The sequence below is a fragment of the Mesorhizobium sp. M0633 genome (assembly GCF_040320645.1).
Taxonomy (GTDB): domain Bacteria; phylum Pseudomonadota; class Alphaproteobacteria; order Rhizobiales; family Rhizobiaceae; genus Mesorhizobium.
This window is the reverse complement of sequence record NZ_JAMYQC010000001.1, coordinates 283,771-307,284: the sequence shown is the minus strand read 5'-3', so window position 1 is coordinate 307,284 and position 23,514 is coordinate 283,771. Positions and strand designations below refer to the sequence as shown.

The 23,514-nt window shown below is 62.6% G+C and carries 22 protein-coding genes and 1 pseudogene; 8 read left to right on the top strand and 15 right to left on the bottom strand.

All coding sequences use genetic code 11. The annotated features are described in order from the left end of the window. Nucleotides 1-132: 132 nt before the first annotated feature. A complete protein-coding gene (gene carB, locus NKI47_RS01520; RefSeq protein ID WP_352586876.1) occupies nucleotides 133-3,636 on the top strand; it encodes a carbamoyl-phosphate synthase large subunit in 3,504 nt (1,167 codons plus the stop codon). Between the two features lie 363 nt (nucleotides 3,637-3,999). Here carB and NKI47_RS35095 read toward each other — a convergent pair. The 7 genes and pseudogenes from NKI47_RS35095 to NKI47_RS01480 form a co-directional block, all read right to left on the bottom strand. Continuing rightward, nucleotides 4,000-5,165 (bottom strand): annotated as a pseudogene (locus NKI47_RS35095) (P-loop ATPase, Sll1717 family). Nucleotides 5,166-5,584: 419 nt separating this feature from the next. Beyond that, nucleotides 5,585-6,049 (bottom strand): hypothetical protein, encoded by a 465-nt coding sequence (locus tag NKI47_RS01505; RefSeq protein ID WP_352586870.1) that lies wholly within the window; start codon nucleotides 6,047-6,049, stop codon nucleotides 5,585-5,587. After that, nucleotides 6,050-6,433: a DUF6152 family protein gene (locus NKI47_RS01500; RefSeq protein ID WP_023678324.1), complete on the bottom strand. Its 384-nt coding sequence runs from the start codon at nucleotides 6,431-6,433 to the stop codon at nucleotides 6,050-6,052. It abuts the gene before it with no gap. A gap of 119 nt (nucleotides 6,434-6,552) precedes the next feature. Beyond that, complete coding sequence (locus NKI47_RS01495; protein ID WP_352586868.1) at nucleotides 6,553-7,290, bottom strand: DUF899 family protein; 738 nt, start codon at nucleotides 7,288-7,290, stop codon at nucleotides 6,553-6,555. A gap of 299 nt (nucleotides 7,291-7,589) precedes the next feature. Continuing rightward, nucleotides 7,590-8,012 carry a lysozyme inhibitor LprI family protein gene (locus tag NKI47_RS01490; RefSeq protein ID WP_031212113.1) on the bottom strand — a complete coding sequence of 141 codons (423 nt, stop codon included), beginning with the start codon at nucleotides 8,010-8,012 and terminating at the stop codon, nucleotides 7,590-7,592. A 169-nt stretch (nucleotides 8,013-8,181) separates the two neighbouring features. Beyond that, nucleotides 8,182-8,670 carry a GNAT family N-acetyltransferase gene (locus tag NKI47_RS01485; RefSeq protein WP_352586866.1) on the bottom strand — a complete coding sequence of 163 codons (489 nt, stop codon included), beginning with the start codon at nucleotides 8,668-8,670 and terminating at the stop codon, nucleotides 8,182-8,184. Next, complete coding sequence (locus NKI47_RS01480; RefSeq protein WP_352586864.1) at nucleotides 8,663-9,484, bottom strand: transglycosylase SLT domain-containing protein; 822 nt, start codon at nucleotides 9,482-9,484, stop codon at nucleotides 8,663-8,665. Before NKI47_RS01480 ends, NKI47_RS01485 begins: the two co-directional genes overlap by 8 nt. Nucleotides 9,485-9,646: 162 nt before the next feature. Here NKI47_RS01480 and NKI47_RS01475 point away from each other — a divergent pair, with 162 nt between their 5' ends. Then, on the top strand, nucleotides 9,647-10,219 hold the full coding sequence (locus NKI47_RS01475; protein WP_352586862.1) for a methylated-DNA--[protein]-cysteine S-methyltransferase: 573 nt from the start codon (nucleotides 9,647-9,649) through the stop codon (nucleotides 10,217-10,219). 52 nt (nucleotides 10,220-10,271) lie between these two features. On the opposite strand, the gene NKI47_RS01470 is transcribed toward NKI47_RS01475, so the two are convergent. After that, nucleotides 10,272-10,598 carry a hypothetical protein gene (locus tag NKI47_RS01470; protein ID WP_023719370.1) on the bottom strand — a complete coding sequence of 109 codons (327 nt, stop codon included), beginning with the start codon at nucleotides 10,596-10,598 and terminating at the stop codon, nucleotides 10,272-10,274. 300 nt (nucleotides 10,599-10,898) lie between these two features. Between NKI47_RS01470 and NKI47_RS01465 the strand changes: the two genes are divergently transcribed. After that, nucleotides 10,899-11,111 carry a cold-shock protein gene (locus NKI47_RS01465; RefSeq protein WP_023678332.1) on the top strand — a complete coding sequence of 71 codons (213 nt, stop codon included), beginning with the start codon at nucleotides 10,899-10,901 and terminating at the stop codon, nucleotides 11,109-11,111. Nucleotides 11,112-11,443: 332 nt separating this feature from the next. Here the strand turns inward: NKI47_RS01465 and NKI47_RS01460 are convergent, their stop codons facing one another. The 3 genes from NKI47_RS01460 to NKI47_RS01450 all read right to left on the bottom strand — a co-directional run bounded on the left by NKI47_RS01460 (nucleotide 11,444) and on the right by NKI47_RS01450 (nucleotide 13,914). Beyond that, a complete protein-coding gene (locus NKI47_RS01460; RefSeq protein ID WP_352586860.1) occupies nucleotides 11,444-12,052 on the bottom strand; it encodes a glutathione S-transferase family protein in 609 nt (202 codons plus the stop codon). Between the two features lie 117 nt (nucleotides 12,053-12,169). Continuing rightward, on the bottom strand, nucleotides 12,170-13,024 hold the full coding sequence (locus tag NKI47_RS01455) for an EAL domain-containing protein (RefSeq protein ID WP_352586858.1): 855 nt from the start codon (nucleotides 13,022-13,024) through the stop codon (nucleotides 12,170-12,172). After that, on the bottom strand, nucleotides 13,021-13,914 hold the full coding sequence (locus NKI47_RS01450) for an EAL domain-containing protein (RefSeq protein WP_352586856.1): 894 nt from the start codon (nucleotides 13,912-13,914) through the stop codon (nucleotides 13,021-13,023). Before NKI47_RS01450 ends, NKI47_RS01455 begins: the two co-directional genes overlap by 4 nt. Before the next feature lie 202 nt (nucleotides 13,915-14,116). Here NKI47_RS01450 and NKI47_RS01445 point away from each other — a divergent pair, with 202 nt between their 5' ends. Next, the gene (locus NKI47_RS01445; protein WP_023678337.1) at nucleotides 14,117-15,319 is read left to right on the top strand and encodes a pyridoxal phosphate-dependent aminotransferase; all 1,203 of its coding nucleotides are present in this window, start codon (nucleotides 14,117-14,119) and stop codon (nucleotides 15,317-15,319) included. A 6-nt stretch (nucleotides 15,320-15,325) separates the two neighbouring features. Here NKI47_RS01445 and NKI47_RS01440 read toward each other — a convergent pair whose 3' ends face one another. Together NKI47_RS01440 and NKI47_RS01435 are read right to left on the bottom strand one after the other, a co-directional pair. Continuing rightward, nucleotides 15,326-15,721, bottom strand: coding sequence for a (R)-mandelonitrile lyase (locus tag NKI47_RS01440; RefSeq protein ID WP_023678338.1), 396 nt, complete (start codon nucleotides 15,719-15,721; stop codon nucleotides 15,326-15,328). A gap of 30 nt (nucleotides 15,722-15,751) precedes the next feature. Next, nucleotides 15,752-16,351, bottom strand: coding sequence for a methyltransferase family protein (locus NKI47_RS01435; protein WP_084641386.1), 600 nt, complete (start codon nucleotides 16,349-16,351; stop codon nucleotides 15,752-15,754). Nucleotides 16,352-16,495: 144 nt separating this feature from the next. Here NKI47_RS01435 and NKI47_RS01430 point away from each other — a divergent pair, with 144 nt between their 5' ends. The 3 genes from NKI47_RS01430 to NKI47_RS01420 all read left to right on the top strand — a co-directional run bounded on the left by NKI47_RS01430 (nucleotide 16,496) and on the right by NKI47_RS01420 (nucleotide 20,894). After that, nucleotides 16,496-17,362 (top strand): alpha/beta fold hydrolase, encoded by an 867-nt coding sequence (locus tag NKI47_RS01430; RefSeq protein WP_023678340.1) that lies wholly within the window; start codon nucleotides 16,496-16,498, stop codon nucleotides 17,360-17,362. Nucleotides 17,363-17,525: 163 nt separating this feature from the next. Continuing rightward, on the top strand, nucleotides 17,526-19,577 hold the full coding sequence (locus tag NKI47_RS01425; RefSeq protein WP_023678341.1) for an elongation factor G: 2,052 nt from the start codon (nucleotides 17,526-17,528) through the stop codon (nucleotides 19,575-19,577). A gap of 819 nt (nucleotides 19,578-20,396) precedes the next feature. Further along, complete coding sequence (locus NKI47_RS01420) at nucleotides 20,397-20,894, top strand: methyltransferase family protein (RefSeq protein WP_352586854.1); 498 nt, start codon at nucleotides 20,397-20,399, stop codon at nucleotides 20,892-20,894. A gap of 19 nt (nucleotides 20,895-20,913) precedes the next feature. Here NKI47_RS01420 and NKI47_RS01415 read toward each other — a convergent pair whose 3' ends face one another. Beyond that, the gene (locus NKI47_RS01415) at nucleotides 20,914-21,666 is read right to left on the bottom strand and encodes an SDR family oxidoreductase (protein ID WP_352586852.1); all 753 of its coding nucleotides are present in this window, start codon (nucleotides 21,664-21,666) and stop codon (nucleotides 20,914-20,916) included. Nucleotides 21,667-21,787: 121 nt separating this feature from the next. Between NKI47_RS01415 and NKI47_RS01410 the strand changes: the two genes are divergently transcribed. Further along, entirely contained in the window at nucleotides 21,788-22,432 is a 645-nt protein-coding gene (locus NKI47_RS01410) for a TetR/AcrR family transcriptional regulator (RefSeq protein ID WP_023678344.1), read from the top strand. 104 nt (nucleotides 22,433-22,536) lie between these two features. Here NKI47_RS01410 and NKI47_RS01405 read toward each other — a convergent pair whose 3' ends face one another. Beyond that, on the bottom strand, nucleotides 22,537-23,433 hold the full coding sequence (locus NKI47_RS01405; protein WP_023719100.1) for a LysR family transcriptional regulator: 897 nt from the start codon (nucleotides 23,431-23,433) through the stop codon (nucleotides 22,537-22,539). Nucleotides 23,434-23,514: the final 81 nt, after the last annotated feature.

Genomic DNA, 23,514 nt, shown 5'->3' with positions numbered 1-23,514 from the left:
TTTAGGGGGTTACATCCGGCAAAACTCTTCCCTATAAGGCCCTCCTAGCCTGATACCAGAATCGCGCGCACAACCGGCCGGGTCATCCCGTCCGGCTTTTTGTGCAAGCCGCCCGCCGAACGGACCTTCGACATGCCAAGACGCACCGACATCAAGTCGATCCTGATCATCGGGGCCGGCCCCATCGTCATCGGCCAGGCCTGCGAGTTCGACTATTCCGGCACCCAGGCCTGCAAGGCGCTGAAGGAAGAGGGTTTTCGCGTTATCCTGGTCAATTCCAATCCGGCCACCATCATGACCGATCCGGAACTGGCCGACGCCACGTACATCGAGCCGATCACGCCCGAAGTGGTGGCCAAGATCATCGCCAAGGAGCGGCCGGACGCGCTGCTGCCGACCATGGGCGGCCAGACCGCGCTCAACACCGCTTTGTCGCTGCGCCGCATGGGCGTGCTCGACCGCTATCAGGTCGAGATGATCGGCGCCGACGCCACCGCAATCGACAAGGCTGAGGACCGCGCGCTGTTTCGCGAGGCGATGAACAAGATCGGCCTGGAAACGCCGAAGTCGATGCTGGCCAACGCCACCGACGTCAAGAATGCCGACCGCAAGACGCACGAGGCCGAGCGCGCCGCGCTGAAGGCGGAAAAGCCCGAAAATCTCGACGCCGCGCTCGATGCTCTGGAAACGCGCTGGAACCTCGGTGAGGGCGACCGCAAGCAGCGCTATATCAGCCATGCCATGGCGATTGCAGCACAAGCGCTCGACCATGTCGGCCTGCCCGCAATTATCCGCCCCTCCTTCACCATGGGCGGCACCGGCGGCGGCATCGCCTACAACCGCGCCGAATTCTTCGAGATCGTCCAGTCCGGCCTCGACGCCTCGCCGACCACCGAAGTGCTGATCGAGGAGAGCGTGCTCGGCTGGAAGGAGTATGAGATGGAGGTTGTCCGCGACAAAGCCGACAACTGCATCATCATCTGCTCGATCGAGAACATCGACCCGATGGGCGTGCATACCGGCGACTCGATCACCGTCGCCCCGGCGCTGACGCTGACCGACAAAGAGTACCAGATGATCCGCAACGCCTCGATCGCGGTGCTGCGCGAGATCGGCGTCGAGACCGGCGGCTCCAACGTGCAGTTCGCCGTCAACCCGGCAGACGGCCGCCTGGTGGTGATCGAGATGAACCCGCGCGTCTCGCGCTCGTCGGCGCTGGCTTCCAAGGCGACCGGTTTCCCGATCGCCAAGATCGCCGCCAAGCTCGCTGTCGGCTACACGCTGGACGAATTGGAGAACGACATCACCGGCGGCGCCACGCCGGCCTCGTTCGAGCCGAGCATCGACTATATCGTCACCAAAATCCCGCGCTTTGCCTTCGAGAAATTCCCCGGCGCCGAGCCGGTGCTGACCACCTCGATGAAGTCGGTCGGCGAGGTCATGGCCATCGGCCGCACTTTCCAAGAATCGCTGCAGAAAGCGCTACGCGGGCTGGAAACCGGCCTGACCGGGCTGGACGAAATCGAGATCCCCGGCATCGGCCATGGCAGCACGGCCGCCAGCCACGTCGACGACCGCAACGCCATTCGCGCCGCCTTGGGCACGCCGACGCCGGACCGGCTGCGCATGGTGGCGCAGGCGATCCGCATGGGCACCTCGCTGGAAGACGTGCACGCCATGTGCAAGATCGACCCGTGGTTCCTCGAGCAGATCGCCGGCATTCTCGACATGGAAGCGCGCATTCGCGAGCACGGCATTCCCGAGGACGCCGCCAATCTGCGCATGCTGAAGGCGATGGGTTTCTCCGATGCCCGCCTCGCATCCCTGGTCAGGAAGGACGTCGAAGAGATCGAGAAGATTAGGCGTACACTCGACGTTCATCCGGTCTACAAGCGCATCGACACCTGCGCCGCCGAGTTTGCTTCGCCCACCGCCTACATGTACTCGACCTATGAGGTGCCGTTCGCAGGCGCGCTGGCCAACGAGGCGCAAGTGTCGTCTCGGAAAAAGGTGGTCATTCTCGGCGGCGGCCCCAACCGCATCGGTCAGGGCATCGAATTCGACTATTGCTGCTGCCACGCCGCGTTTGCGCTGCGCGACGCCGGCTTCGAGGCGATCATGATCAACTGCAATCCCGAGACCGTCTCGACCGACTACGACACCTCCGACCGGCTCTATTTCGACCCGCTGACGCCGGAGGACGTGCTGGAGATATTGCGCGCCGAGCAGGCGGCCGGCGAGCTGGTCGGCGTGATCGTGCAGTTCGGTGGCCAGACGCCGCTGAAGCTGGCGGACGCGCTGGAGAAGGCCGGCATCCCCATCCTCGGCACCTCGCCCGACATGATCGATCTCGCCGAGGACCGCGACCGTTTCCAGAAGCTGTTGCACAAGCTGAACCTCAGCCAGCCGAAGAACGGCATTGCCTATTCGGTCGAGCAGGCCCGCCTCGTCGCCGGCGAGCTCGGCTTCCCGTTGGTGGTGCGCCCGTCCTATGTGCTCGGCGGCCGCGCCATGCAGATCATCCACGATGAGAGTATGCTGCAATCCTATCTGCTCGACACCGTGCCCGGCCTGGTGCCGGAGGACATCAAACAGAAATATCCCAATGACAAGACCGGCCAGATCAACACGCTGCTCGGCAAGAACCCGCTTCTGTTCGACACCTATCTCTCAGGCGCCATCGAAGTCGATGTCGATTGCCTCTGCGACGGCAAGTCGACCTACGTCTCCGGCATATTGGAGCACATCGAGGAGGCCGGCATCCATTCGGGCGACTCGGCCTGCTCGCTGCCGGTGCATTCGCTGCCTTCCGAGCTGGTCGACGAGCTGGAGCGCCAGACAGCGGCGCTGGCCCGCGCGCTCAATGTCGGCGGGCTGATGAACGTGCAGTACGCGATCAAGGACGGCACCGTCTATGTGCTGGAGGTCAACCCGCGCGCATCGCGCACCGTGCCCTTCGTCGCCAAGACGATCGGGCGGCCGATTGCGAAGATTGCCGCCCGCATCATGGCCGGCGAAAGCCTTGAAGACGCCTTCGCCCATTACGGCGCCATGCCCGACCCACGCAATCCCGGCCACATCGCCGTCAAGGAAGCGGTATTCCCGTTCGCCCGCTTTCCCGGCGTCGACATATTGCTCGGCCCGGAAATGCGCTCGACCGGCGAGGCCATGGGCCTCGACCGCGACTTTGCGCTGGCCTTCGCCAAGAGCCAACTCGGGGCGGGTGTTGATCTCCCCCGCGCGGGCACGCTGTTCGTCTCGGTGCGCGACGAGGACAAGAAAGGCATTCTGCCGGCGGTCAAGCGCCTCGCCGGCCAAGGTTTTAAAGTGCTCGCCACCTCAGGCACCGCCCGCTTCCTCGCCGAGAACGGCGTCGTCGCCGAAAAGATAAACAAGGTGCTGGAAGGCCGCCCGCACATCGAGGACGCCATCCGCAACCGCCAGGTCCAGATCGTCTTCAACACTACGGACGGCCAGAAAGCGGTATCGGACTCAAAATCGCTGCGCCGCGCGACGCTGATGCAGAAGGTGCCGTATTACACCACGCTCTCGGGCGCCGCTGCCGTGGCCGAGGCGATTGCGGCGCTAAGGGCGGGGAGTTTGGAAGTCAGGCCGCTGCAGGAGTATTTTGCTTAGCAAACACAACGCTGGATACGGGGTGCCCACAGCCACAGCCGGAATGCAGGCGAGTCCCGTTCAGATTGTCTGCTATGTAGATCGAGCTTCGCGAAGTTTGGCATATTCCTTCAAACCAAGATGGACCTTGAAATTCTTGGCCCCACTATCCCAACCGGAGTGCTGATCGATATACTGAAAAACCCAACCTGAACCGCCATACCCACTCCGAGTAGGATACGCGATTACCGAAAACCGGCACAGCAAGCTTAACGCTTCCTCAGTGCTCACCTTGTTCTCTCTGCTCACCCTTGCTTTGTACTCACGCTCAAAATCGCCCTTTTCAAATGTAATAGTGCTTATGACGGAGCAAGCCTGAAGTGCCTATCCCCAATGGGGCCAGTGGGGCTTTATTTCATCATCAAGTTCAGCTTTCAGATATGAAGAGTAATCCTCGCGAGAGTTAACGATATCTTTATTGCTAAGTAAAATTGGTTCGATGCCGCGCTTTTTTGCTTCCTTAAGTGCGCCATTTAAGAAACGGATGACGTCTCTTGGACGTAGAAACGTTCGACTTAAAATGTGATTCCATTTCGGCTGAGAGCCGCGCATTAGTTCTGGCTCGATGATACGGTCCCAACCAATCGATGCGCCAAGCTTAGCCTTGATACGTGTTTCTATCAAGCCGAGCAAAGTGCTAGAGTTCCATTCAAGGACATGCGTCAAAGTCTGACTGATCTTGTTTTTATCGGAAAAATTTAATTCCTCCCAAATGTCTGAACGAAGATAGACTACCGGATTTATAGGCTTTCCTGATTTTTCGCTTTCTCTCCTATTTCGCGTGCGGCTATTATGAGACCAATAATCATTCGTTCTCTGCTCTCATCGAGAACTGTAATACCTTGGTCCAATTCGTCGAAATGTAGACTCAAGCTTTCTGCCTTCGACCACGAAAGCGCATCGCGAACTGCATCCATTATTGCGGAGGTTAGCGCATTCAATTCAAAACCAAACTGGTGATCCTTCGGGCTTCGCTCCAGATCAACTCCCCCCAACTGATTTCCCATAACGGAGGGCATAAATGAAATCTTATTGAGCTTCAGCTTCTTCGGTCTGAGTATGTCTTCAAGTTTTGGATTTGACCCACCATAATTATCCTTCAAAAAATTTTCGAGGCTGTTTATTAGATTACTATGCCAAGATCCTTCTTGCTTTAATACCAGAGAGGCTAATTCGACAGCTATTAAATACCGCCAAGATGATACATATGCCTCAATATCAGATGCCCCGCCATCAATACGTTGGGCGTGAACATTCCAAGGATAGCCCCGGAGACTCAGCGCCTTAGAAGTTGAATCTCCGGTCTCGGTAAAATATCGGACAATAGCTGTTTTACCAGTTCCCTTTCTGCCCAATACGAGAAACGATTCATTATTCCTGATACTTTCGACCGCGTTTGTGAACAAGAAATACTCTAAAACCGGATCGTCTTCTGCGGCTACATCGCCGAAGGTATCAAAGTCTCGCAACGAAATCGTCGGATTTTGCATCACTTTTTTGCCCAATTCTGCCCCTGTGACCTAGCTAGGGTAGGTTGTTTGTTAAAAATCGCAAGCCTTGTCCCAGCAGGTTGAAGGAAATTCGACCATCGTTTTCTACTGCCATAATCGCGCAGGTGGGTGGCGTCTTCCTAATGGTGAACGCCGTCCCCGTCACGCCACCGCGACACGCTTGATCTCGTATCAAACTCCATCCGCCATGAAGCCACCGGCACGAAGCTGCGCGCCGGCGGCTCAACTTGAATTGTCGGGCATAAACGCGATTGATGACGTTGTGGGGCCGGAATTGACGGCGCAGATGCGCACTCGAGGTGTCCGCTGCTTCCAGACAATATTCGGCGCCTTCAGCGACGTCTGCGTTCGACGTAGCCACGCACCATCTCGCACGAACACCAATGCCGCCGCTCGCCTCAGTTCAGAAACCCAATAAACCGTCCGGCGAAAAGGACCGAAGTCCACAGCACCAGCGAAAGCACAGCCAGCACGGCCACGGCCCCGCCGGCCGGCTCGTCACCGCCTTTTGCGCGGCGCATAAACACGAGGACGTTGGCGCCGGCGAGGACGACAAGCCCCATCTTGGCGAGGAAGATCGGCATCGCCGCATACTCGCTCGCCCGGACTGAAAACAGCAGCGAGCCCGTGACCAGCGCACCGCCGAATGCGGCAAATGCGGTGCGGCGCAGCAGCGCGATGAACGCCGCCTGCGGCAGCGAGCGGAAGGCGCCGAGGATCCTGAGGTCCATGAGCCAGACGCAGGTCAGCAGCGCGCCGATCGACATGATGTGGAGCGCATTGACGATGGGGTAGGCGACGAAGGAGGCCTTCAGCCCCCGCACCAAAGCGAGTTGTTCGATGCCGGCAAAAAACCCGTCCATTCAGGCCGGCGGCACGCGGTCGGGATAGACATCGTAGGTTTTGCCGCCGACGATGACGCGGACTGCCTTCATGCGTTTTTCGCTCTCGTCGCGCGAGCGATGGCCGATCGCGGCCACCTCGTTGCCGACCTTGGCGACCTCCTCGGTGAGGCCGGCGGCGATCGTGCGGGACGGCGGCGCCATCTCCACCCGCCAGACCTCGCCCTCGGCATCGACGTCCAGGGTGGCGTGCGGATTGCCGATATAGATGGCCGTTATCTTGCCCCGGAGTTCGAAAAACCCGTCCTGCGTCCACGACCAGCCGTGATGGGCATAAGCCGCACTGACGGCGGCAAGGATTACCGCCGCTGCCAGCGTGACGCTCCGGTTGAAAGGCGACAGCATCGCTCGTCTCCTCGGTTCGGCATTAGAGGGTAGGTCAGCGCGCCGCAGCGTCAAATCACATCGGGACAAGAGCCCGGCACCGGCAGGATTTCCCGATACGCCGACAGGGAATGCCAAGGTCAGTGGCAGCAATCATACTGCAGCTGCTCGTCCCAGTCCGGCCGGCCCTCCGGCGCGAAATCCATCAGGTTCCACAAGATCTCGCAGGTACCGATGGCGCGCGGGTCCTGGCCGGGTTCCGGCAGCGTGAAACCCAGCTCGGAGCTCCAGAAATGCCTGATACCGTCGGCATCGCGGTGGAACACCGACAGGACGGGGAGTTGAGCGCCGGATTCGTCCTCGGCGTGGTAGTCGCGCTTGAAGCTGTTGCCGGCCGAGGACACCAGCCGCATGTTCACCCAGCCACGGTCGCGGCCGAGCGTCAGCAGATTTTCCAGCGCCATCTTGCCGACCACGGCGAAATTGAATCCGGCGGCTTCGAGATGGCCGATGGCGCCGTCGAACTGATCGAGCAGCGCCGTGCAGGACGGGCACGGCTGATCCTGCCGCGCAAGCTTCGCCGTGCCGCCGCTGGTCGCGACGTCGCGTGTCTCATTCGGATGGCGCGGAAACATCATGTTATAGATGAGCAGCGTGTCTTTGCCGGGCGCAAACAGCTCCGACAGCTTGACCTTGGCCGGCTTGCCGTCGGCGCCAAGCCCGTCGAACCCATAATCCTGCGGCACCAGCCCGCCCTTGGGCAACGCGCGGCGGGCGACGGCTACATCCTCCATGGCGCGGCGCAGCTCGATTTCCTTCTGCAAAAGGGTGTCGCGGGCGGTGCGGTATTCAGCGGATTCGTTGGGAAAGCTGATCATCGTCATCTCCATCTCTTAGGATTTTGACCACGCGCGCCAAGGTTCCGGCAACGCGCCTTGCCTCTCAAGGACGCATGGCGAAGGGCGGTTCCGACATTTTTTGCGGCGGGCGGCAGAAGTCCCCCTCACCCGGATTGCCAACCGAATTGCGAAGGGCAATTCGGGGCAATCCGACCTCTCCCCGAGGGGAGAGGAGGTCGTCGGCGTTGATGCCAGCCTCTTCTCCCCGGCGGGGAGAAGGTGGCCGCGAAGCGGCCGGATGAGGGGGACCCCCATATGCGATTGCCAATCGCCCGACGCTACTGCGCCGGCACCGGGCAGCTGACCTCGCCTTCCGGGCAATTGAGATAGTTCTCGAAATCCCTCACCCGGTCGTTGGTGAGAGCCGTCTGGCAATCGTAGACGACCATCGGATACATGCTGCCGGCGCCCTCGCGCGGGCCGCCCTGGAAAGCGCATTCGGCGTCGCGGAAAGCAACCCAGTTGCGTTGAGCATCGACCAGCAGCTTCTTGGTCTCCGCATCGCCCTTCAGCCGCCCTTCGATCTGCTTGTAGGCATCGTTGAGCTTCTTGTCGGCCTTGTCGAACGCATTCCCTGCGCATTCGTTCAAGGTGCCCTGGTCCTGCGCATTGGCGCAATCGTCGGCCCGCGCCACGCCCGCGAACAGCGGAACGGCGAGGATCAAGGTGGCGAGGCCGGTTCTGGAAAGCAAACGCCGCATGTTTCTCCGGTTTCGTCAAAACCCCCGCGCGAATCGCAACGTCGCAGCTTGACGCCCGGACCGGCAAGACGCGACCTGCCGCCTTGGTGGCCATTTCCTTTCCGGATCCTGCGCTCGGTCCCTGCCCTCCACCATGGCTCCGGGCGTTCGTCGGCTTGTCGACCGCGCCTCACCCCGCCCAGTCGACTTCGAACATCCCCAGCCGTTCGTAGAGCCGGACGGCGGCGGCGTTCTCGACCGTGTTGGTCTTGAGATCGACATGTTCGGCGCCCCGCGCGCGAAACTCGGCGAAGGCGTGCCACATCAGCGCCTCGGCGACGCCCTTGCCGCGTGCCTCGGGGTGGACGGCAAGGTCCTTGACGAAAGCCCGTGTCCAGCAGAGCGCCGCGCCCGCCAGCCGGCCCTTGCGGTCGATGACCAGGAAACACAAAGCTGGGTCGAATTCCGCGTCGGCCGAAATGCGTGGCCACCATTCGTCGAACGGCCCGTCGGCGCCGTCGTCGAACACCGCGGTCAACAGCGCATGCAAAGCGAGTGCATCGGCGGCTTCGAAGGCGCGCATGAAAAAACCTTCGGGCCAGCGCGGCGCCAGAAGCGTGTCGTCGAGGATCTTGCGCAGGCGGATGTCGTTTGGCGCCGGCGGACGCGGCTCAGGCATCGGGCTGCATGCGCCGGCGCAGGCTATCGCTGCCGAGGCCGGTTTCGCCCAGCATTCCCTTGCGCTTGGCGTCGTAATAATAGCCGCTCTGGTAGAGCCGGTCGGCGCGCTTGGGGTTGCCGCCACTGACCAGCCAGGCGCCGCGCAGATATTTCACCGCATATTTCAGATTGGTTTCGGCGTCGAACAGGCCGCTTGCCGGCCCGTCATAGCCCATGCCGCGCGCCGTCGCGTGCTTGATCTGCATCAACCCCCAATGGCCGTGATTGTAGGCCTTCGGGTTGAAGGTGCTCTCGCGGTTGACGACGCTGCGCACCAGATCGACCGGCACCTGGTAGAGTGCGGAATATTTCTCGATCAGCCGCTCGATCTCGCTGCGGCCGCCGGCGTTGGACTGACCCTCGGTGGGGTCGGTCGCGGCCAGAACGGCCGGGTTCTGCGGCACCGTGTAGGAAACCGGCTGAACGCCGGGCATGGCCGCGGTCTGTTGGCTGACCGGCATGGCGACGGCTGGCGTCGCGGTAACAGGCAGGGCATTGGCGGTCATGACGGCGGGGGTAGTTGCCGCCAGCGGCGTCGGCCCGGCAAAGGCGGCGGCCGGCTCGACCGGCAGCGCAGCCGTCTGGGCGACGCCGGACGGCTCGGGCAGCACCGAAACCGTGTCGGGCAGCGCCAACGTAAAGCTGGCATCGGTATTGGCCGTATTTTCGGTGAAGGCCGGCGTCGGGGTCACCGGAGAAGTCGAGGTGCAACCGCTGAGAGCGGCCACGGCCAACACCGCCGCAAGGACGGGAAAGAGGAATTTTGCTGGCAAGCGGCGCTCGGGTCCGGTTCGTCGGGTGTTAAGAAGTCCTTACACCAGCATCTTTCCTCGGGCAATCCGCGGTAGCCGGTGGTTTTCGGGTGGCGAGCCGGGCCGCGAAATGCGATATTGTTCTGGATTTGTACTTCGAAGGATTCCGGAAAGGAGCACGCCATGGACGCCTCTCATGCCACCGCCGGCCACGCGGTCTTCGAAACCGTGCTCGGCTTCATGGGCATCGCCTGGAGCGAAGCCGGACTGACCCGGCTCTGCCTGCCGCAGCGCAATCGCGACGCGGTCGAGCGCCGGCTGCTGCGCCATGCCTCCGACGTCGAACAAGCCGTGAAGCCCGAGCCGCAATGGGTTGCCGAGCTGATCGCGTCGATCAAGGCCTATGCCGCCGGCGAGGATATCGATTTCTCCGGCGTGCCGGTCGATCTCAGCGGCGTCGACGAGTTCCGCCTGGCGATCTATGACGCGGCGCGAAAACTCGCCTTCGGCGAAACCACCACCTATGGCGAACTGGCCAAACGCGCCGGCCATGCCGGGCTGGCGCGTGAGACAGGCGCCGCACTCGGCGCCAACCCGGTGCCGCTGGTCATCCCCTGTCACCGCATCCTTGCCGCCGGCGGCAAGATCGGCGGCTTTTCCGCCCCTGGCGGCTCGGCCACCAAGGAAAAGATGCTGGCCATGGAAGGCGTACGCGTCGGCCCGCCACCGCCGGCGCAGGTGTCGTTCGGGTTTTAGGTGTGCTGATATTCAGGCGAGGCCGGCACCCGGCGCACCATTTCGTCCCACTCTAATCCGGAAGCAGGCGCCGGCGGAAGCGCCGATCGATCTCCACCCGCTTGCATTTGTAGACGGTGCACGAATTCGTATCGGCGCTCGGCACCGAGGCCCGCGCCCTGACTTCGCCGATGTCGCAGAATTGCTGGCTCCGCACATAGCGGTCGTAGAGCGCCAGGCCCGGCACGCGCGCCGATCTGTAGCGCAGGATGACCGCACCCTCGCGCGCGATCGTCGCCTGCACCTTGCCGCAGCTCATGCGGGTCGGGTCGTAGCGCGAGACCGCCTGCGCCTCGGCGGCCACCAGCGTCAGGCAAGCGGCAAGCAGAACGATTTTCATGGCCCCTCTCCCCAAAACCCGGTCGCGCCCGAAGCCGGCGCGATCCTCCCGCGTCAGGCGCGCAGCGACGACGCTCTCACGCGATTGGGGCGGCCGTTGGGCAGGGTTGTCGCGGCGCCATTTTCCGCCCCGTCTTGTTTTTTGCGCGAAAGCATATTATATGCCGTCCATTGATATTTCGGCCGATCGATCCGGGCCTCGCGATCTTCGCGTTTGCTGACGTTCTATCTCCAAAATCTCGATACAAACCGGCTGGGTTTCGGTCCAGTCAAACTAAAGCAAACGTAAAGGACTATCGAAATGGCAACAGGTACGGTCAAGTGGTTTAATTCCACCAAGGGTTTCGGCTTCATTCAGCCTGACAGCGGCGGCGCGGACGTTTTCGTTCACATCTCCGCAGTCGAGCGTGCTGGACTGTCGACCCTGGTTGAAGGCCAGAAGATCAACTTCGAGATCGAGCAGGACCGCCGCACTGGCAAGTCGTCCGCTGGATCTCTGAGCAAGGCAGCCTGATTTTGCGAATGGCGCGCGCCGGGCGATAGCCCGGGGCGCGCGGCAAGTCACGGATGTACTGGCGGTCGCGCGAGAAGCGCGCTGGAGCGAAAGACCCCGACAAGCCGAAGCAGCAGATTGCTGCCGGCCCGGCCAAAACGCTCCCGATCAGGCTACCAAGCATGGGAAGGCGGGATTTTGTCCCGCCTTTTTGCTGTCTGGATTTTAAACGCCGACAATTGGCGAAACCGGCGATACAGCTCCTTCTCCCCGTATAGTGACGGGGAGAAGGACGCTTTCGCCGAAGCTTTCGCCAATTGTCAACGTTGCTCAGCAAAGTCGGCGAGTTGCACTCAACCCACCCACTCCAGCGGCACATGCCCCGGGTCGGCCTCGACCCTTTTCAGCCAGGCGGCCACCGCCGGATAGGCGTCGAGCTGAAACCCGCCCGTCTCGGCCGTGTGCGTATAGGCATAGAGCGCGATGTCGGCGACGCTGAGCATATCACCGGCGAAGAAGCTGCTCCCGGCCAGGTGCTTGTCCATGACGCCGAGCGCCTTGTTGCCGCGCTCCAGCGTCAGCGCCAGCCGCTCGGGCGTTGCGTCCTTGGCTCTTTCAGGGAAGGTCAGCAGCGCCCTGCGCACGGCGATATAAGGCTCGTGGCTGTATTGCTCGAAGAACAGCCACTGATAGGCCAGCGCGCGTTCGTATCTGTCCGCCGGCAGAAACCGCGTGCCTTCGGCGAGATAGAGCAGGATGGCATTGGATTCGGCCAGCCGCCGGCCGTCGTCGAGTTCGAGCAGCGGCACCATGGCGTTCGGGTTTTTCGCGACATAGTCGGGCTTGCGCGTGTCGCCGGTGTGCGAGCTGACCTCGACATTGGTGAAAGCGATGCCGAGCTTGGCCATCAACAGGCGCGGCTTGTAGCAATTGCCGCTGTCGATCATTCCATAGAGTATCATCGGTACTGCCCCTTGCTCGCAACCACCCGTCTCAGGGCTTGATCCAGCCTCTATCGCGGCAGCGGCGGCTTCATCCAGTGATTTGTTTTGGCGTAACCATCAGCGCCGCTGATGCATTCATCCGAACAAGGGAATGACGTTGTTATCCCTGCCAAGCAGCCTGTCGATCGACAGAGGCTCCTCGTCGAACAGCGTACCGGCCAGCGCCGGCCGGGCAAGGTAAAAGCCCTGCAGCAGGTCGACGCCGCCATCCAGCGCGACGCGCAGATGCGTGGCGTTCTCGACGCCTTCGACCAGCACCTTGGCGCCACGGTCGTGCAGCGTCGAAACCAGCGGCCGGAAAAACCGCTCGGCGGCGGCATGGCGGCAGAATTCTGCGAACCAGGTGCCGTCGATCTTGACGATGTCGGGCTGCACCAGGGCTACCCTTTCTTCGGTCGAATGCCCGGTGCCGAAATCGTCGATGGCTATGCGGACGCCGTCGCGCCGCATCTCGCGCGCCAGGCTGACAAGCACCTTGTCGCCGGCCGCCTGCTCGGTGATCTCGCAGACCAGCATGCCGGGATGCAGGCCGAAATCCGCCAGATGCCTGGTCATCAGCCTGATTTCGGCCAGCGCCCGTGCGGGGTCATCGTTGATCAGCGGATTGTAATTGAAGAACAGGTCGAGCCCGTCGACGCCGATGTTGCGGAAGTTGCGCAAATGCAGCACCCGGCACATGGTTTCGACCAACAGCCGATCCGCTGCCGGCACACCTTCGAAGAAGATTTGCGGCGCCACCGGCCTGCCTGCGCGATGCGGCTCGATCAGTCCCTCGACCGCGACGGCGGCGAGAAACCTGCCGCGAGCCGCGAAGACCGGCTGGTAGGCGCTCCTCAGCCGGAATGCGCCATAGACGCCATATTCGATGCCGACCTCGTCGGCAAAGATCGCTTCGCCGACCTTGCGCCGCATGTCGGCCCGCCCGGTCACGATGCCACCCTGCGCCCGAAAGCCCGCATCGGTCGCCGCGAGGTCGAAACGGCCGTGGGCACTTTGTCCTTATCGGGCGACACCGCTGATGCCTGCCCGGCCTTGTCGAAGACGTGAAAGCTGGTCGGTGCAAGCTCCGGGCGTGCCAGCACGAAGCCTTGCACCATCGAGGCGCCCGACTTTTCGGCGAGCTCGAGCTGCCAGCCCGTCTCGATGCCCTCGAATACCGTCCGGATGCCTTGCTCTTCGAAGCTTGTCACCATAGCGGTCAGCAAGGCGAAGCCGGCACCGGACTCCATCAGCGTCATGATCCAGTCGGCGTCGAACTTGACGATGTCTGGCCTGAGTTCCTTGATGCGATTGATGTCGGACTCCTCGGCGCCGTAATCGTCGACGGCAATGCGCAAACCATTGCCCCTGAGCGCCTCGACGAAATTGTAGAGCGTTTCCTGCGACGCCGATTTCTGCTCGGTGACCTCGCAGACGACGCGGCGCGGATCGATGTCGGCCTCGTGCAGCACCAGCCGCATGTCGCGCAGCGCCTTGTCGGCGATGCTGCGGTCGGTGAACACCGATGGATCGAAATTGATGAAGATGGAGGCGTCTCGCGGCAGGCAGGCGCCGGCGTTCAGAAGGTGCAGCGTCCGTGTCAGCGCCTCGATATGCAGGCGGTCGACCGCCGGACAGCTGTTGAAGAAACTCATTGGCGGCTGCGGCTCGCCTTCGCGGAACGGCCGGATCAGCCCCTCGAACGCGACGACGGAAAGCTTGCCCTTGTTGAAGGCGAAGATCGGCTGGAACGCGCTTTGCAGCGTATAGACCCCCCAGACACCGCTGGCGGTGCCGTCATCATGGCGGATGATATGGGCAAGCCCGATGCTGCGCGTCACGGTTCCTCGCTATGCGAGACTGGCGGACCGGCCACGGTCCTGCCGTTCAAGCTTTTACCGATCGTTGATGAATTTATTGTTGCCAGCATTGCGCGCTGGCTCATTCGACAATGCCTGCGCTGGGCTTGCGCTTGAGAAGACGATGCGACATGAGAGGCGCCGCGGCGCCTTCGCCCGCCGGTCTTTTCTGGAGATATTTCTCATGGCCTTTCTTGCCGACGTCCTTTCCCGCGTAAAGCCTTCCGCGACCATCGCGGTGACGCAGAAGGCGCGCGAGCTGAAAAACGCCGGCCGCGATGTGATCGGGCTGGGCGCCGGCGAGCCGGACTTCGACACCCCCGACAACATCAAGCACGCCGCGATCGAGGCGATCCGCCGCGGTGAGACGAAATATCCGCCGGTATCCGGCATTGTGCCGCTGCGCGATGCGATCGCAAAAAAATTCAAGCGCGAGAACAATCTCGACTACCGGCCGGAGCAGACCATCGTCGGCACCGGCGGCAAGCAGATCCTGTTCAACGCCTTCATGGCGACGCTGAACCCCGGCGACGAGGTGATCATCCCGCGCCCCTATTGGGTCAGTTATCCCGAAATGGTGGCGATCTGCGGCGGCACCTCGGCCTTTGCCGACACCTCCATCGACAACGGCTTCAAGCTGACGGCGGCCGTGCTGGAAAAGGCGATCACGCCGCGCACCAAATGGCTGTTGATGAACTCGCCGTCGAACCCCTCGGGCGCAGCCTACACCGAAGCGGAACTCAAGAGCCTGGCCGACGTGCTGTTGAAGCACCCGCATGTCTGGGTGCTGACCGACGACATGTACGAGCACCTGACTTATGGCGACTTCGTCTTCAAGACCATCGCCGAGGTCGAGCCTAAGCTCTATGAGCGCACGTTGACGATGAACGGCGTGTCGAAGGCCTATGCCATGACCGGCTGGCGCATCGGCTACGCGGCAGGCCCGGTGCCGCTGATCAAGGCGATGGACATGATCCAGGGCCAGCAGACCTCCGGCGCCTGCACCATCGCCCAATGGGCGGCGGTCGAAGCGCTGAACGGCCCGCAGGATTTCATCCCGAAGAACAAGGCGATCTTCCAGGGCCGGCGCGATCTCGTCGTCTCGATGCTCAACCAGGCGCGCGGCATCACCTGTCCGTCGCCGGAGGGTGCGTTCTACGTCTATCCCTCCTGTGCCCAGCTGATCGGCAGGAAGACCAAGAGCGGCAAGGTGATCGACAGCGACGAAACCTTCTGCTCGGAACTGCTCGAGGCCGAGGGCGTGGCGGTTGTTTTCGGCTCGGCCTTTGGCCTCGGCCCGAACTTCCGCATCTCCTACGCCACGTCGGAGGCTCTGCTCGAAGAGGCCTGCACGCGCATCCAGCGCTTTACCGCCGCGCTGGTCTGAGACGTTTCAGCCGCCATACTGCTCGTCGTTCACCTTCTCCAGCCAATCGACATGCACACCCTCGAGCGCCTCCTGCATGGCGATGTGGGTCATCGCCGATTTGGGCGCGGCGCCGTGCCAGTGCTTTTCGCCGGCCGCAAAGGAGATGACGTCGCCGGCCCTGATCTCCTGCAGCGGCCCGCCCCAGCTTTGCACGAGACCGGCACCGGATGTGACATAGAGCGTCTGGCCGAGCGGATGCGTGTGCCAGTGGGTGCGAGCGCCGGGCTCGAAGCTGACCAGCGTGGCTCTGAGCCGCGCCGGCGCCTCTTTCTCGATGATCGGCGTCTGCAAAACCCGGCCAGTGAAGTATTTTTCCGGCGCAACAATCGTCGGCACGCTGCCGCAGGCAATAATCTTCATCGTCGCAAGTCCTCGATTCAATCCAGTGTCTTAGACCCTACCACTTTCGTCCGATGCCGGCTGCATCTCCTGCCGGCTGCGGGCAAAACGCGGCCAGAACAGACCGGTCCGCGTGCGGTAAGCGTCGTAGGCATCGGCCAACCTTGTCCGCGAAAATTTTCGCTCTTCGTCCAAGGCTGCGATCACGTAGATCGTAACGATGCCGGCGACCGGAACCACCGCCCAGACCGACCAGGTCGCGATACCCCATCCGATCCAGAAGATGATGTAGGACGTGTAGAACGGATGCCGGACATGGAGATAAGGGCCTTCGGTCACCAGGCTGTCGGGATTGTCAGGATCGAATGCGAACCGCAGCCGCGCCTTGCGGGAGACCGAGATCGCCCACCAGAACAGCGCCGAGCTTGCCAGTTCGATGGCGAGCCCGCCGATCTTCGCCGCCACCGGCTGCCGCTCGATCCACAGCAGCGCAAGAAAGAACAGCGCCGTGCCGACCACGACGGCCGAAATGATCATCGCGCCTTGAGACATGGTCTGCGACTGGAAATGCGCGCGCATCGACCAGGCATATTGCCCGAGCGTCGCGATGCTGCTGATCGAGAGGAGAAGGTCGAGCGTGGATTCCATCATCAGGGTCCCGGGGTTAGCTGTGGTGGATTCGTTCATCATACCCGGCGCAAGCCGAGAAATCATTTCTTAACCACCGTTCTAAACAACATGGTGACCTCGGCATGCGATGTTGACCTGGAGACAATCCCAAGGTCCAAACCAGATATGGCCGTTTCCCACCGCACGATCCGCACGCCGCAAGCGGATTTGCGCCTCAGCCAGTCGTCGGGACCCGGCATCCCGCTTGTCCTGATCCACGGCTCGGGCAGTTCGCGCGCCGTATTCGCCCGTCAGTTCGACAGCCCGTTGGCCGCTGCCCATCGGTTGATTGCTTTCGACCTGCCCGGCCATGGCGAATCGTCGGACGCCCGCGATCCGGCGACGGACTACACCATCGCCGGCCTTGCCCAATCGGCGGCTCAGCTCCTCGATGTTTTGGGGATCGGCCGCGCCGTCGTCTTCGGCTGGTCGCTTGGCGGGCACGTGGCAATCGAACTCGCAAGTTTTCACCGCGCCGTCGGCGGGCTGATGCTGACCGGCGCGCCGCCGGTATCGAAGGGTCCTTTCGGCATGCTGCGCGGCTTCCACGCGCATTGGGACATGCTGCTGGCGTCCAAAAAGACGTATTCCGAACGCGATGCCGAGCGCTTCGAGACGCTGTGCTTCGGCGACACCGCCGATCCGTCCTTTCGCCAAGCCATCCTGCGCACCGACGGCCGGCTGCGCGCCGCGGTGACGCGCGGCATGCTCACCGGCAAGGGCGCCGACCAGAGACAGGTGGTCGAGCAAGCCGCGTTTCCGGTCGCTATCGTCAATGGCGAGAACGATCCGTTCGTCCGGCTCGGCTATTTTGAGACACTCGCATACGGCTCGCTGTGGGAGCATTGCCACATCATCTCTAGCGCCGGGCATGCGCCTTTCTGGGAGCGTGCGGACCTGTTCAATCCGTTGCTCGCGCGCTTTGCCGAGACGGTGGCGGTGCAGCGCGTCGACGCACCCTCGCTGGCGTCGCGCCTAACCGGCACCGGCTGAACCGGCCCCAACTTCAAATCCCTTCAACCTCAAATCCCTTGCCCTCCCGGCCTGCCCGTGGGACGATGCCCTTTGGGTAGGTGGCAAATTGAAAAAAGCCTCGCCCGCGACGGCCGACAGGCCGGCCGCCGCTCACAGGGAAACGCCTGAGTGGAGGTCAGCCATGGGTACTCGCGCCGGAGGACGACGCACGGGACCGAAATGCATTGCCATAGTCGGTCCCTTCGCAAGCGGTAAGACGACACTTCTCGAAGCCATACTCGCCCGTACAGGCGCCATTCCCCGCCAGAATCCCGTTTCGTCCGGAAATACCGTTTCCGATCATTCGCCCGAGGCGCGCGCTCACGGCATGAGCGTCGAGGCGACCTTCGCCACCACCGATTTCATGGGCGAGCCGTTCACCTTCGTCGATTGTCCCGGCTCCATCGAATTCTCCTTCGAAGCCGAGCCGGTGCTGGCCGCCTGCGACGTCGCCGTGGTCGTTGCCGAGGCCGACGAGAAGAAGATCCCTGCCCTGCAGCTGATCATGCGCAAGCTCGACGATCTCGGCGTGCCGCGCATGCTGTTCCTGAACAAGGTCGACAAGGCGATAGCAGGTGTGCGCGACACGCTGAAGATGCTGCAGCCGGCAAGCTCGGTGCCATTGCTGCTGCGCCAGATCCCGCTGCGCAAGGACGGCGTCGTCATCGGCTCGATCGACCTCGCTCTGGAGCGTGCCTACATCTACCGCGAATATGCCGAGAGCGAGGTCGCCCAGATCCCGAGCGACGACAAGGCGCGCGAGCTCGAGGCGCGCTTTTCCATGCTGGAGACGCTCGCCGACCATGACGACCGGCTGATGGAGCAATTGCTGGACGAGATCGAACCGCCGAAGGATGCGATCTTCGACGATCTTGCCGCCGACCTGCGCGACGGCATGGTGACGCCGGTGCTGATCGGCACCGCCGAGAAGGGCAATGGCGTGCTGCGCCTGTTGAAGGCGATCCGTCACGACGCACCCGACATCGAGGCGACGCGCCAGCGCCTCGGCGCTCTCGATGGCAATGCCACCGTGGTCCAGGTGATGAAGACCATCCACACCGCGCATGGCGGCAAGCTGTCTGTGTCGCGCATCCTGTCCGGCCAGGTCGCCGACGCCGCCGAGCTGTTCCTTTCCAATGGCGAAACGGCAAAGGTCTCCGGCATCTACAAGATGCTCGGCAAGGACCAGGTCAAGCTGACTTCGGCCAAGGCCGGCGACACGGTCGCGCTCGGCAAGCTGGACGCCGTCAGGACCGGCCAGACGCTGAGCTCGACCAAGGGCGGCATCCAGCCGCTGGTCACGCTGGCGCCGCCGCAACCGGTCTTCGCCTTCGCGCTGCGGCCGAAAGAGCGCAAGGACGAGGTCAAGATGTCGGCGGCCATCCAGCGCCTGGCCGAGGAAGATCCCTCGCTCAACCTGCATCACAACCAGGATTCGGCCGAAACCGTGCTGTCCGGCCATGGCGAGATGCATCTGCGCGTCGTGCGCGAGCGGCTGGAAGGCAAGAACCAGATCCCGGTCGAAGGCCATGTGCCGGCCGTGCCCTACCGCGAGACGATCCGCAAAGCGACGCAGCAGCGCGGCCGCCACAAGAAACAATCAGGCGGCCACGGCCAGTTCGGCGACGTCGTGATTGAGATCAAACCGCTGCCGCGCGGGTCAGGCTTCCAGTTCACCGATACGATCACCGGCGGCGTCGTGCCGAAGACCTACATCCAGTCGGTCGAGACCGGCGTGCGCGATTACCTGAAATCCGGCCCGCTCGGCTTCCCGGTCGTCGATGTTGCCGTCAACCTTTCCGACGGCTCCTACCATGCGGTCGATTCCTCCGACATGGCCTTCCAGATGGCAGCGAAGCTGGCGATGAAGGAAGGCATGGCCGCGTGCTCGCCGGTGCTGCTCGAGCCGGTGATGAAGGTCGAGATCGTCACGCCGTCGGATGCGACGTCGAAGATCATCGCTCTGATCCCGCAGCGGCGCGGCCAGATCCTCGGCTACGACGCGCGGCCCGACTGGCCCGGATGGGACGTCGTCGAGGCGACCATGCCGCAAGCCGAGATCGGCGACCTCATCATCGAGCTGCGCTCGGCCACGGCGGGTGTCGCCAGCTACCGGGCCGTCTTCGACCACATGGCCGAACTCACCGGCCGGTTGGCCGACGAAGCGCTGAACGCCAACGGCAAGGCCGCCTGATCTGCCTTTGCGGCCCAACAGGAAACGGCGCCCGGATGATCCGGGCGCCGTTTCTTGCGGACCGTCTTCGTGGGAGGCGAAACGGCAGGTCCGCCGCATGCTTGCCGCCGGTGCCTGGCGGCGGAGGAAGGTTCGGACGCGGTAGCTGCCTGAGCCCGGGTCGTCCGAGTGATGCCCCCATCCCCCGGACGAGCCACACCGCGTCCTGTGCTCTGCTTAATCGATTTGGCGCGCCCGCGGCATGTTACCCGAGGTTACATGTCACTGTTACGCGACCGCTCCGGCCGATTTTCTGGCGATGTGTTGGTTTCGGGCAACAAAAAAGCCGGATCAATGAAGACCCGGCTGAGTTTGATTGGAAGTGCCTGTTAAGGCTAACCTCCAGAGGGGAACACTCGAGAGCGCTAATGGGAGGAGAACGCGCTCAGGAGATGAGCTATATATGTGCTCTTCATGCCCAAGAAACAAGCATCTATTTTGCAACACTCACATGCAAAAAGGCGCCGGCTGTGGTCTAATCCGTCCCGAAGCGCAATAGGACCAGTTGAATCGCTGAAATACAGCCGGCGGCAGGGCAAAAATCGATCCGCGGCCGCGAATCAGCAGCGATTCCTGCTCGGAAAGTCGAAAAACGCAGGATGACGTGGAATCGTGCAGCACGCGTTTGTTTTTTCGGCAGCCAGACCTTGCTGGTGCATGCTGCCTAAAAGCCCGCCATCGAGCTTGACCTGAGGGTGCAGCGGTTTGGGTTACATGCCGGACAAGACCTGAAGCGCGTTGCAGGAGACCGTTCAAGGCCGCGCCCGTAAGGAGAGCTATATGCGAGCCACTTCGGCGATCGCCGGCAGCGTCATCTTCCTTGCTGTAGCGCCCGGCGTGGTCGCCGGACTGTTGCCTTGGCTGCTGACCGATCGCTATCGCCTACCCTGGTCGAGACTGCCCGGTTTCGTTCCTGTGGGCTGGCTGCTGGTTGTCGCCGGCACAGCCATACTGCTGCACGCCTTTGCCCGGTTTGCCCTGGAGGGCCTGGGTACGCCCGCCCCGGTCGCGCCGACCGAAAGGCTGGTCGCCGGCGGCATCTACCGCCATGTCCGCAATCCGATGTACGTCGCCGTGCTGTCGATCGTCCTCGGCCAGGCACTGCTGTTTTCGAGCTGGACGGTCGCCGCCTATCTAGTCATCGCCGCGGCCGCCATGATCTCCTTCGTGAGACTATATGAGGAACCGACGCTTGCCCGCCGCTACGGCGACGAATACGAGGCCTACCGCCGTGCCGTACCAAGCTGGCTGCCCCGCCTGACACCTTGGCGCGGCTGAAGCAGGCTCCAACGCTACGTCACCACGGCAGCGGGCCGTCCTCGTTCGAGAACGTGCCCGTCGGACCGCTAGCGTCGAGAAGTGCGAGGCGCACGGGCTCCCGCGCGGCCTGTTCGACGGTGCGCGGACCTTCGAAGTTGTTCAGCTCCGTCGCGGTGTAGCCCGGGCAGGCAGCGTTGACCTTGATGCCGGTCTCCTCGAGCTCGATGGCGAAGGCGAGCGTCATCGCGTTGACGGCCGTCTTCGACGGGTTGTAAACGGCGCCAAACGAAGTGCGGTACGGAAAGGCCGGATCCGCGTTCAATGTCAGCGAGCCGGCGCCGCTCGATACGTTGACGATACGCGCCGCCGGCGCCTCACGAAGGAGCCGCAGCATCGCTTGCGTGACGGCGACGATGCCAAACACGTTCGTCTCGAACACCGCGCGTACGTCGTCGAGAGAGGCAACACTCGGGCGGCCCGAGTTGATGATCTCCTCGAACAACGTGCCGGGCTTTCCCGCGTGGGAGATGCCGGCATTGTTCACCAGCACATCGAGGCGGCCGATTTCGATGCGGATGCGCTCTGCCGCGGCGGCGATCGAGGCCTGGTCGGTGACGTCGAGCTGCAGGGCGTGGGCATCCTCTCCGATGCTCTTTGCGGCTGCCTCGGCATGCTCGAGCCTGCGCGATCCTACGAGCACGGTAAGGCCGTTCGCCGCGAGGTCCTTGGCGATCTGAAGACCGATGCCCTTGTTGGCCCCGGTGACCAGGGCGACGGGTTTGTCCTGCATGGTAATCTCCTTTTGTGCACCGATGTGTGGCCAACACCGCCTTGCCGTGCTAGATACAAGTCAAACGGAACCACGTTCCACATATATCCGGAACAAGGTTCCGTTTGCAAGAGGTAATTTGATGGGCGAAAAAACGCCGAACGGCAAAACGGATCAAGGCGATAGTCTGGAACCCCGCGACCGCGCGGATCGGCACGTGCGCGCCGACGCACGGCGCAACATCGACGCGTTGCTCCGGGCGGCCATGGCGGTGTTCGCGACCTCCGGCGTGGAGGCTCCGGTGCGAGAGATCGCGGAAAAGGCTGGCGTCGGCGTCGGCACCGTCTACCGCCACTTTCCACAGCGCTCGGACTTGATCGTGGCCGTCTTCCGCAACGAGGTTGACGCCTGTGCGGACGCCGCGCCGATCCTGGCCGGAAAGCATGAGCCCGGTGAAGCGCTGGCCCTGTGGATGCAGCGCTATGTGGATTTCATCACGGCAAAACGCGGCCTCGCGGCAGCCTTGTACTCAGGCAATCCGGCCTTCGACACTTTGCCTGCCTATTTCAACCAACGGCTCCGGCCCGCGCTCCAAACATTGCTGGAGGCAGCGGCCGCGGCCGGCGAGGTGCGCGCCGATATCGAGCCGGGCGATCTGTTGGGGGCGGCCGCCAGCCTTGCCATGCCGGCACATGGCGGCGGCCCTGCCCAGGCGCGGCGCATGGTTGCCCTGCTGGTCGACGGTTTGCGCTACGGCGCCAGCACGCTGGCGGATACGCGTTCCTAAAGCGCGTTGCGTTCGACCGACCTGATGCGACGCGCTTTAGGTTCTTGTTTGATGCATGTCGTTATCGCAAAACCGCTGCACACTTTTGCGCGACATGCATTAAATCAGAACGACCAGCTGCGCGCCTTGGCGATGATGAAATCGCGGAAGACATGCAGCTTCGCCTGGTTCTTCATCGCGTCGGGATAGGCGAAATAGGTATCGAAGGACGGCACTTCGGTCTCGGGCAGCAACTGCACTAGCCCGGAATCCTTGCTGACCACGTAATCCGGCAGCATGGCGATGCCGGCGCCGCCCTGCACCGCCCGCTTGATCGACAATATGTCGTTGATCTGCAGCGTCGGCACCCTTTGCCCGCCTTCGAAATCGCCGACCGTTTCCAGCCAGTTCAGTTCCGACAGATGCGCCGGCACCGGCACGCCGAAGGTGACGATACGATGGGCCTTCAGCTCGGCAATCGAATTCGGCTTGCCGTATTTGTTCACATAGGAGGGCGCCGCGTAGAGATGGAAATGCACGGTGAACAGGCGGCGCTGGATGAGGTCGGGCTGCTGCGGCTGGCGCAGCCGGATGGCGCAGTCGGCCTGGCGCATGGTGAGGTCGAGCTCCTCATTGGCCAGGATGAGCTGCAGGCTGACCTCGGGATAGAGCTCGATGAACTCTTGCACGCGCTCGGTCAGCCAGCCTGCGCCGAGGCCGACCGTCGTCGTCACCCTGAGCACGCCGGAGGGCCGGTCCTTGGTTTCGGTCAGTCGCGATTTGATGGTTTCGAGCTTCATCAGCACGTCGTGTGCCGTGCGGAACAGCATCTCGCCCTGCTCGGTCAGCACCAGGCCGCGGGCATGGCGATTGAACAGCGGCACGCCGACGTCATGCTCGAGCGCGCTGACCTGCCGCGAGATCGCCGATTGCGACAAATGCAGTGTTTCCGCGGCATGGGTGAACGACCCCGCTTCCGCTGCGGCGTGAAACACGCGTAGCTTGTCCCAATCCAACGCCATGATTTCCCCTCGTCCTGTTTTCTGGCGTCCGCCTGTTTTGGCGTCTGAATGAAAAATCAGGCTTTTGCGCGGCTTTTCTCA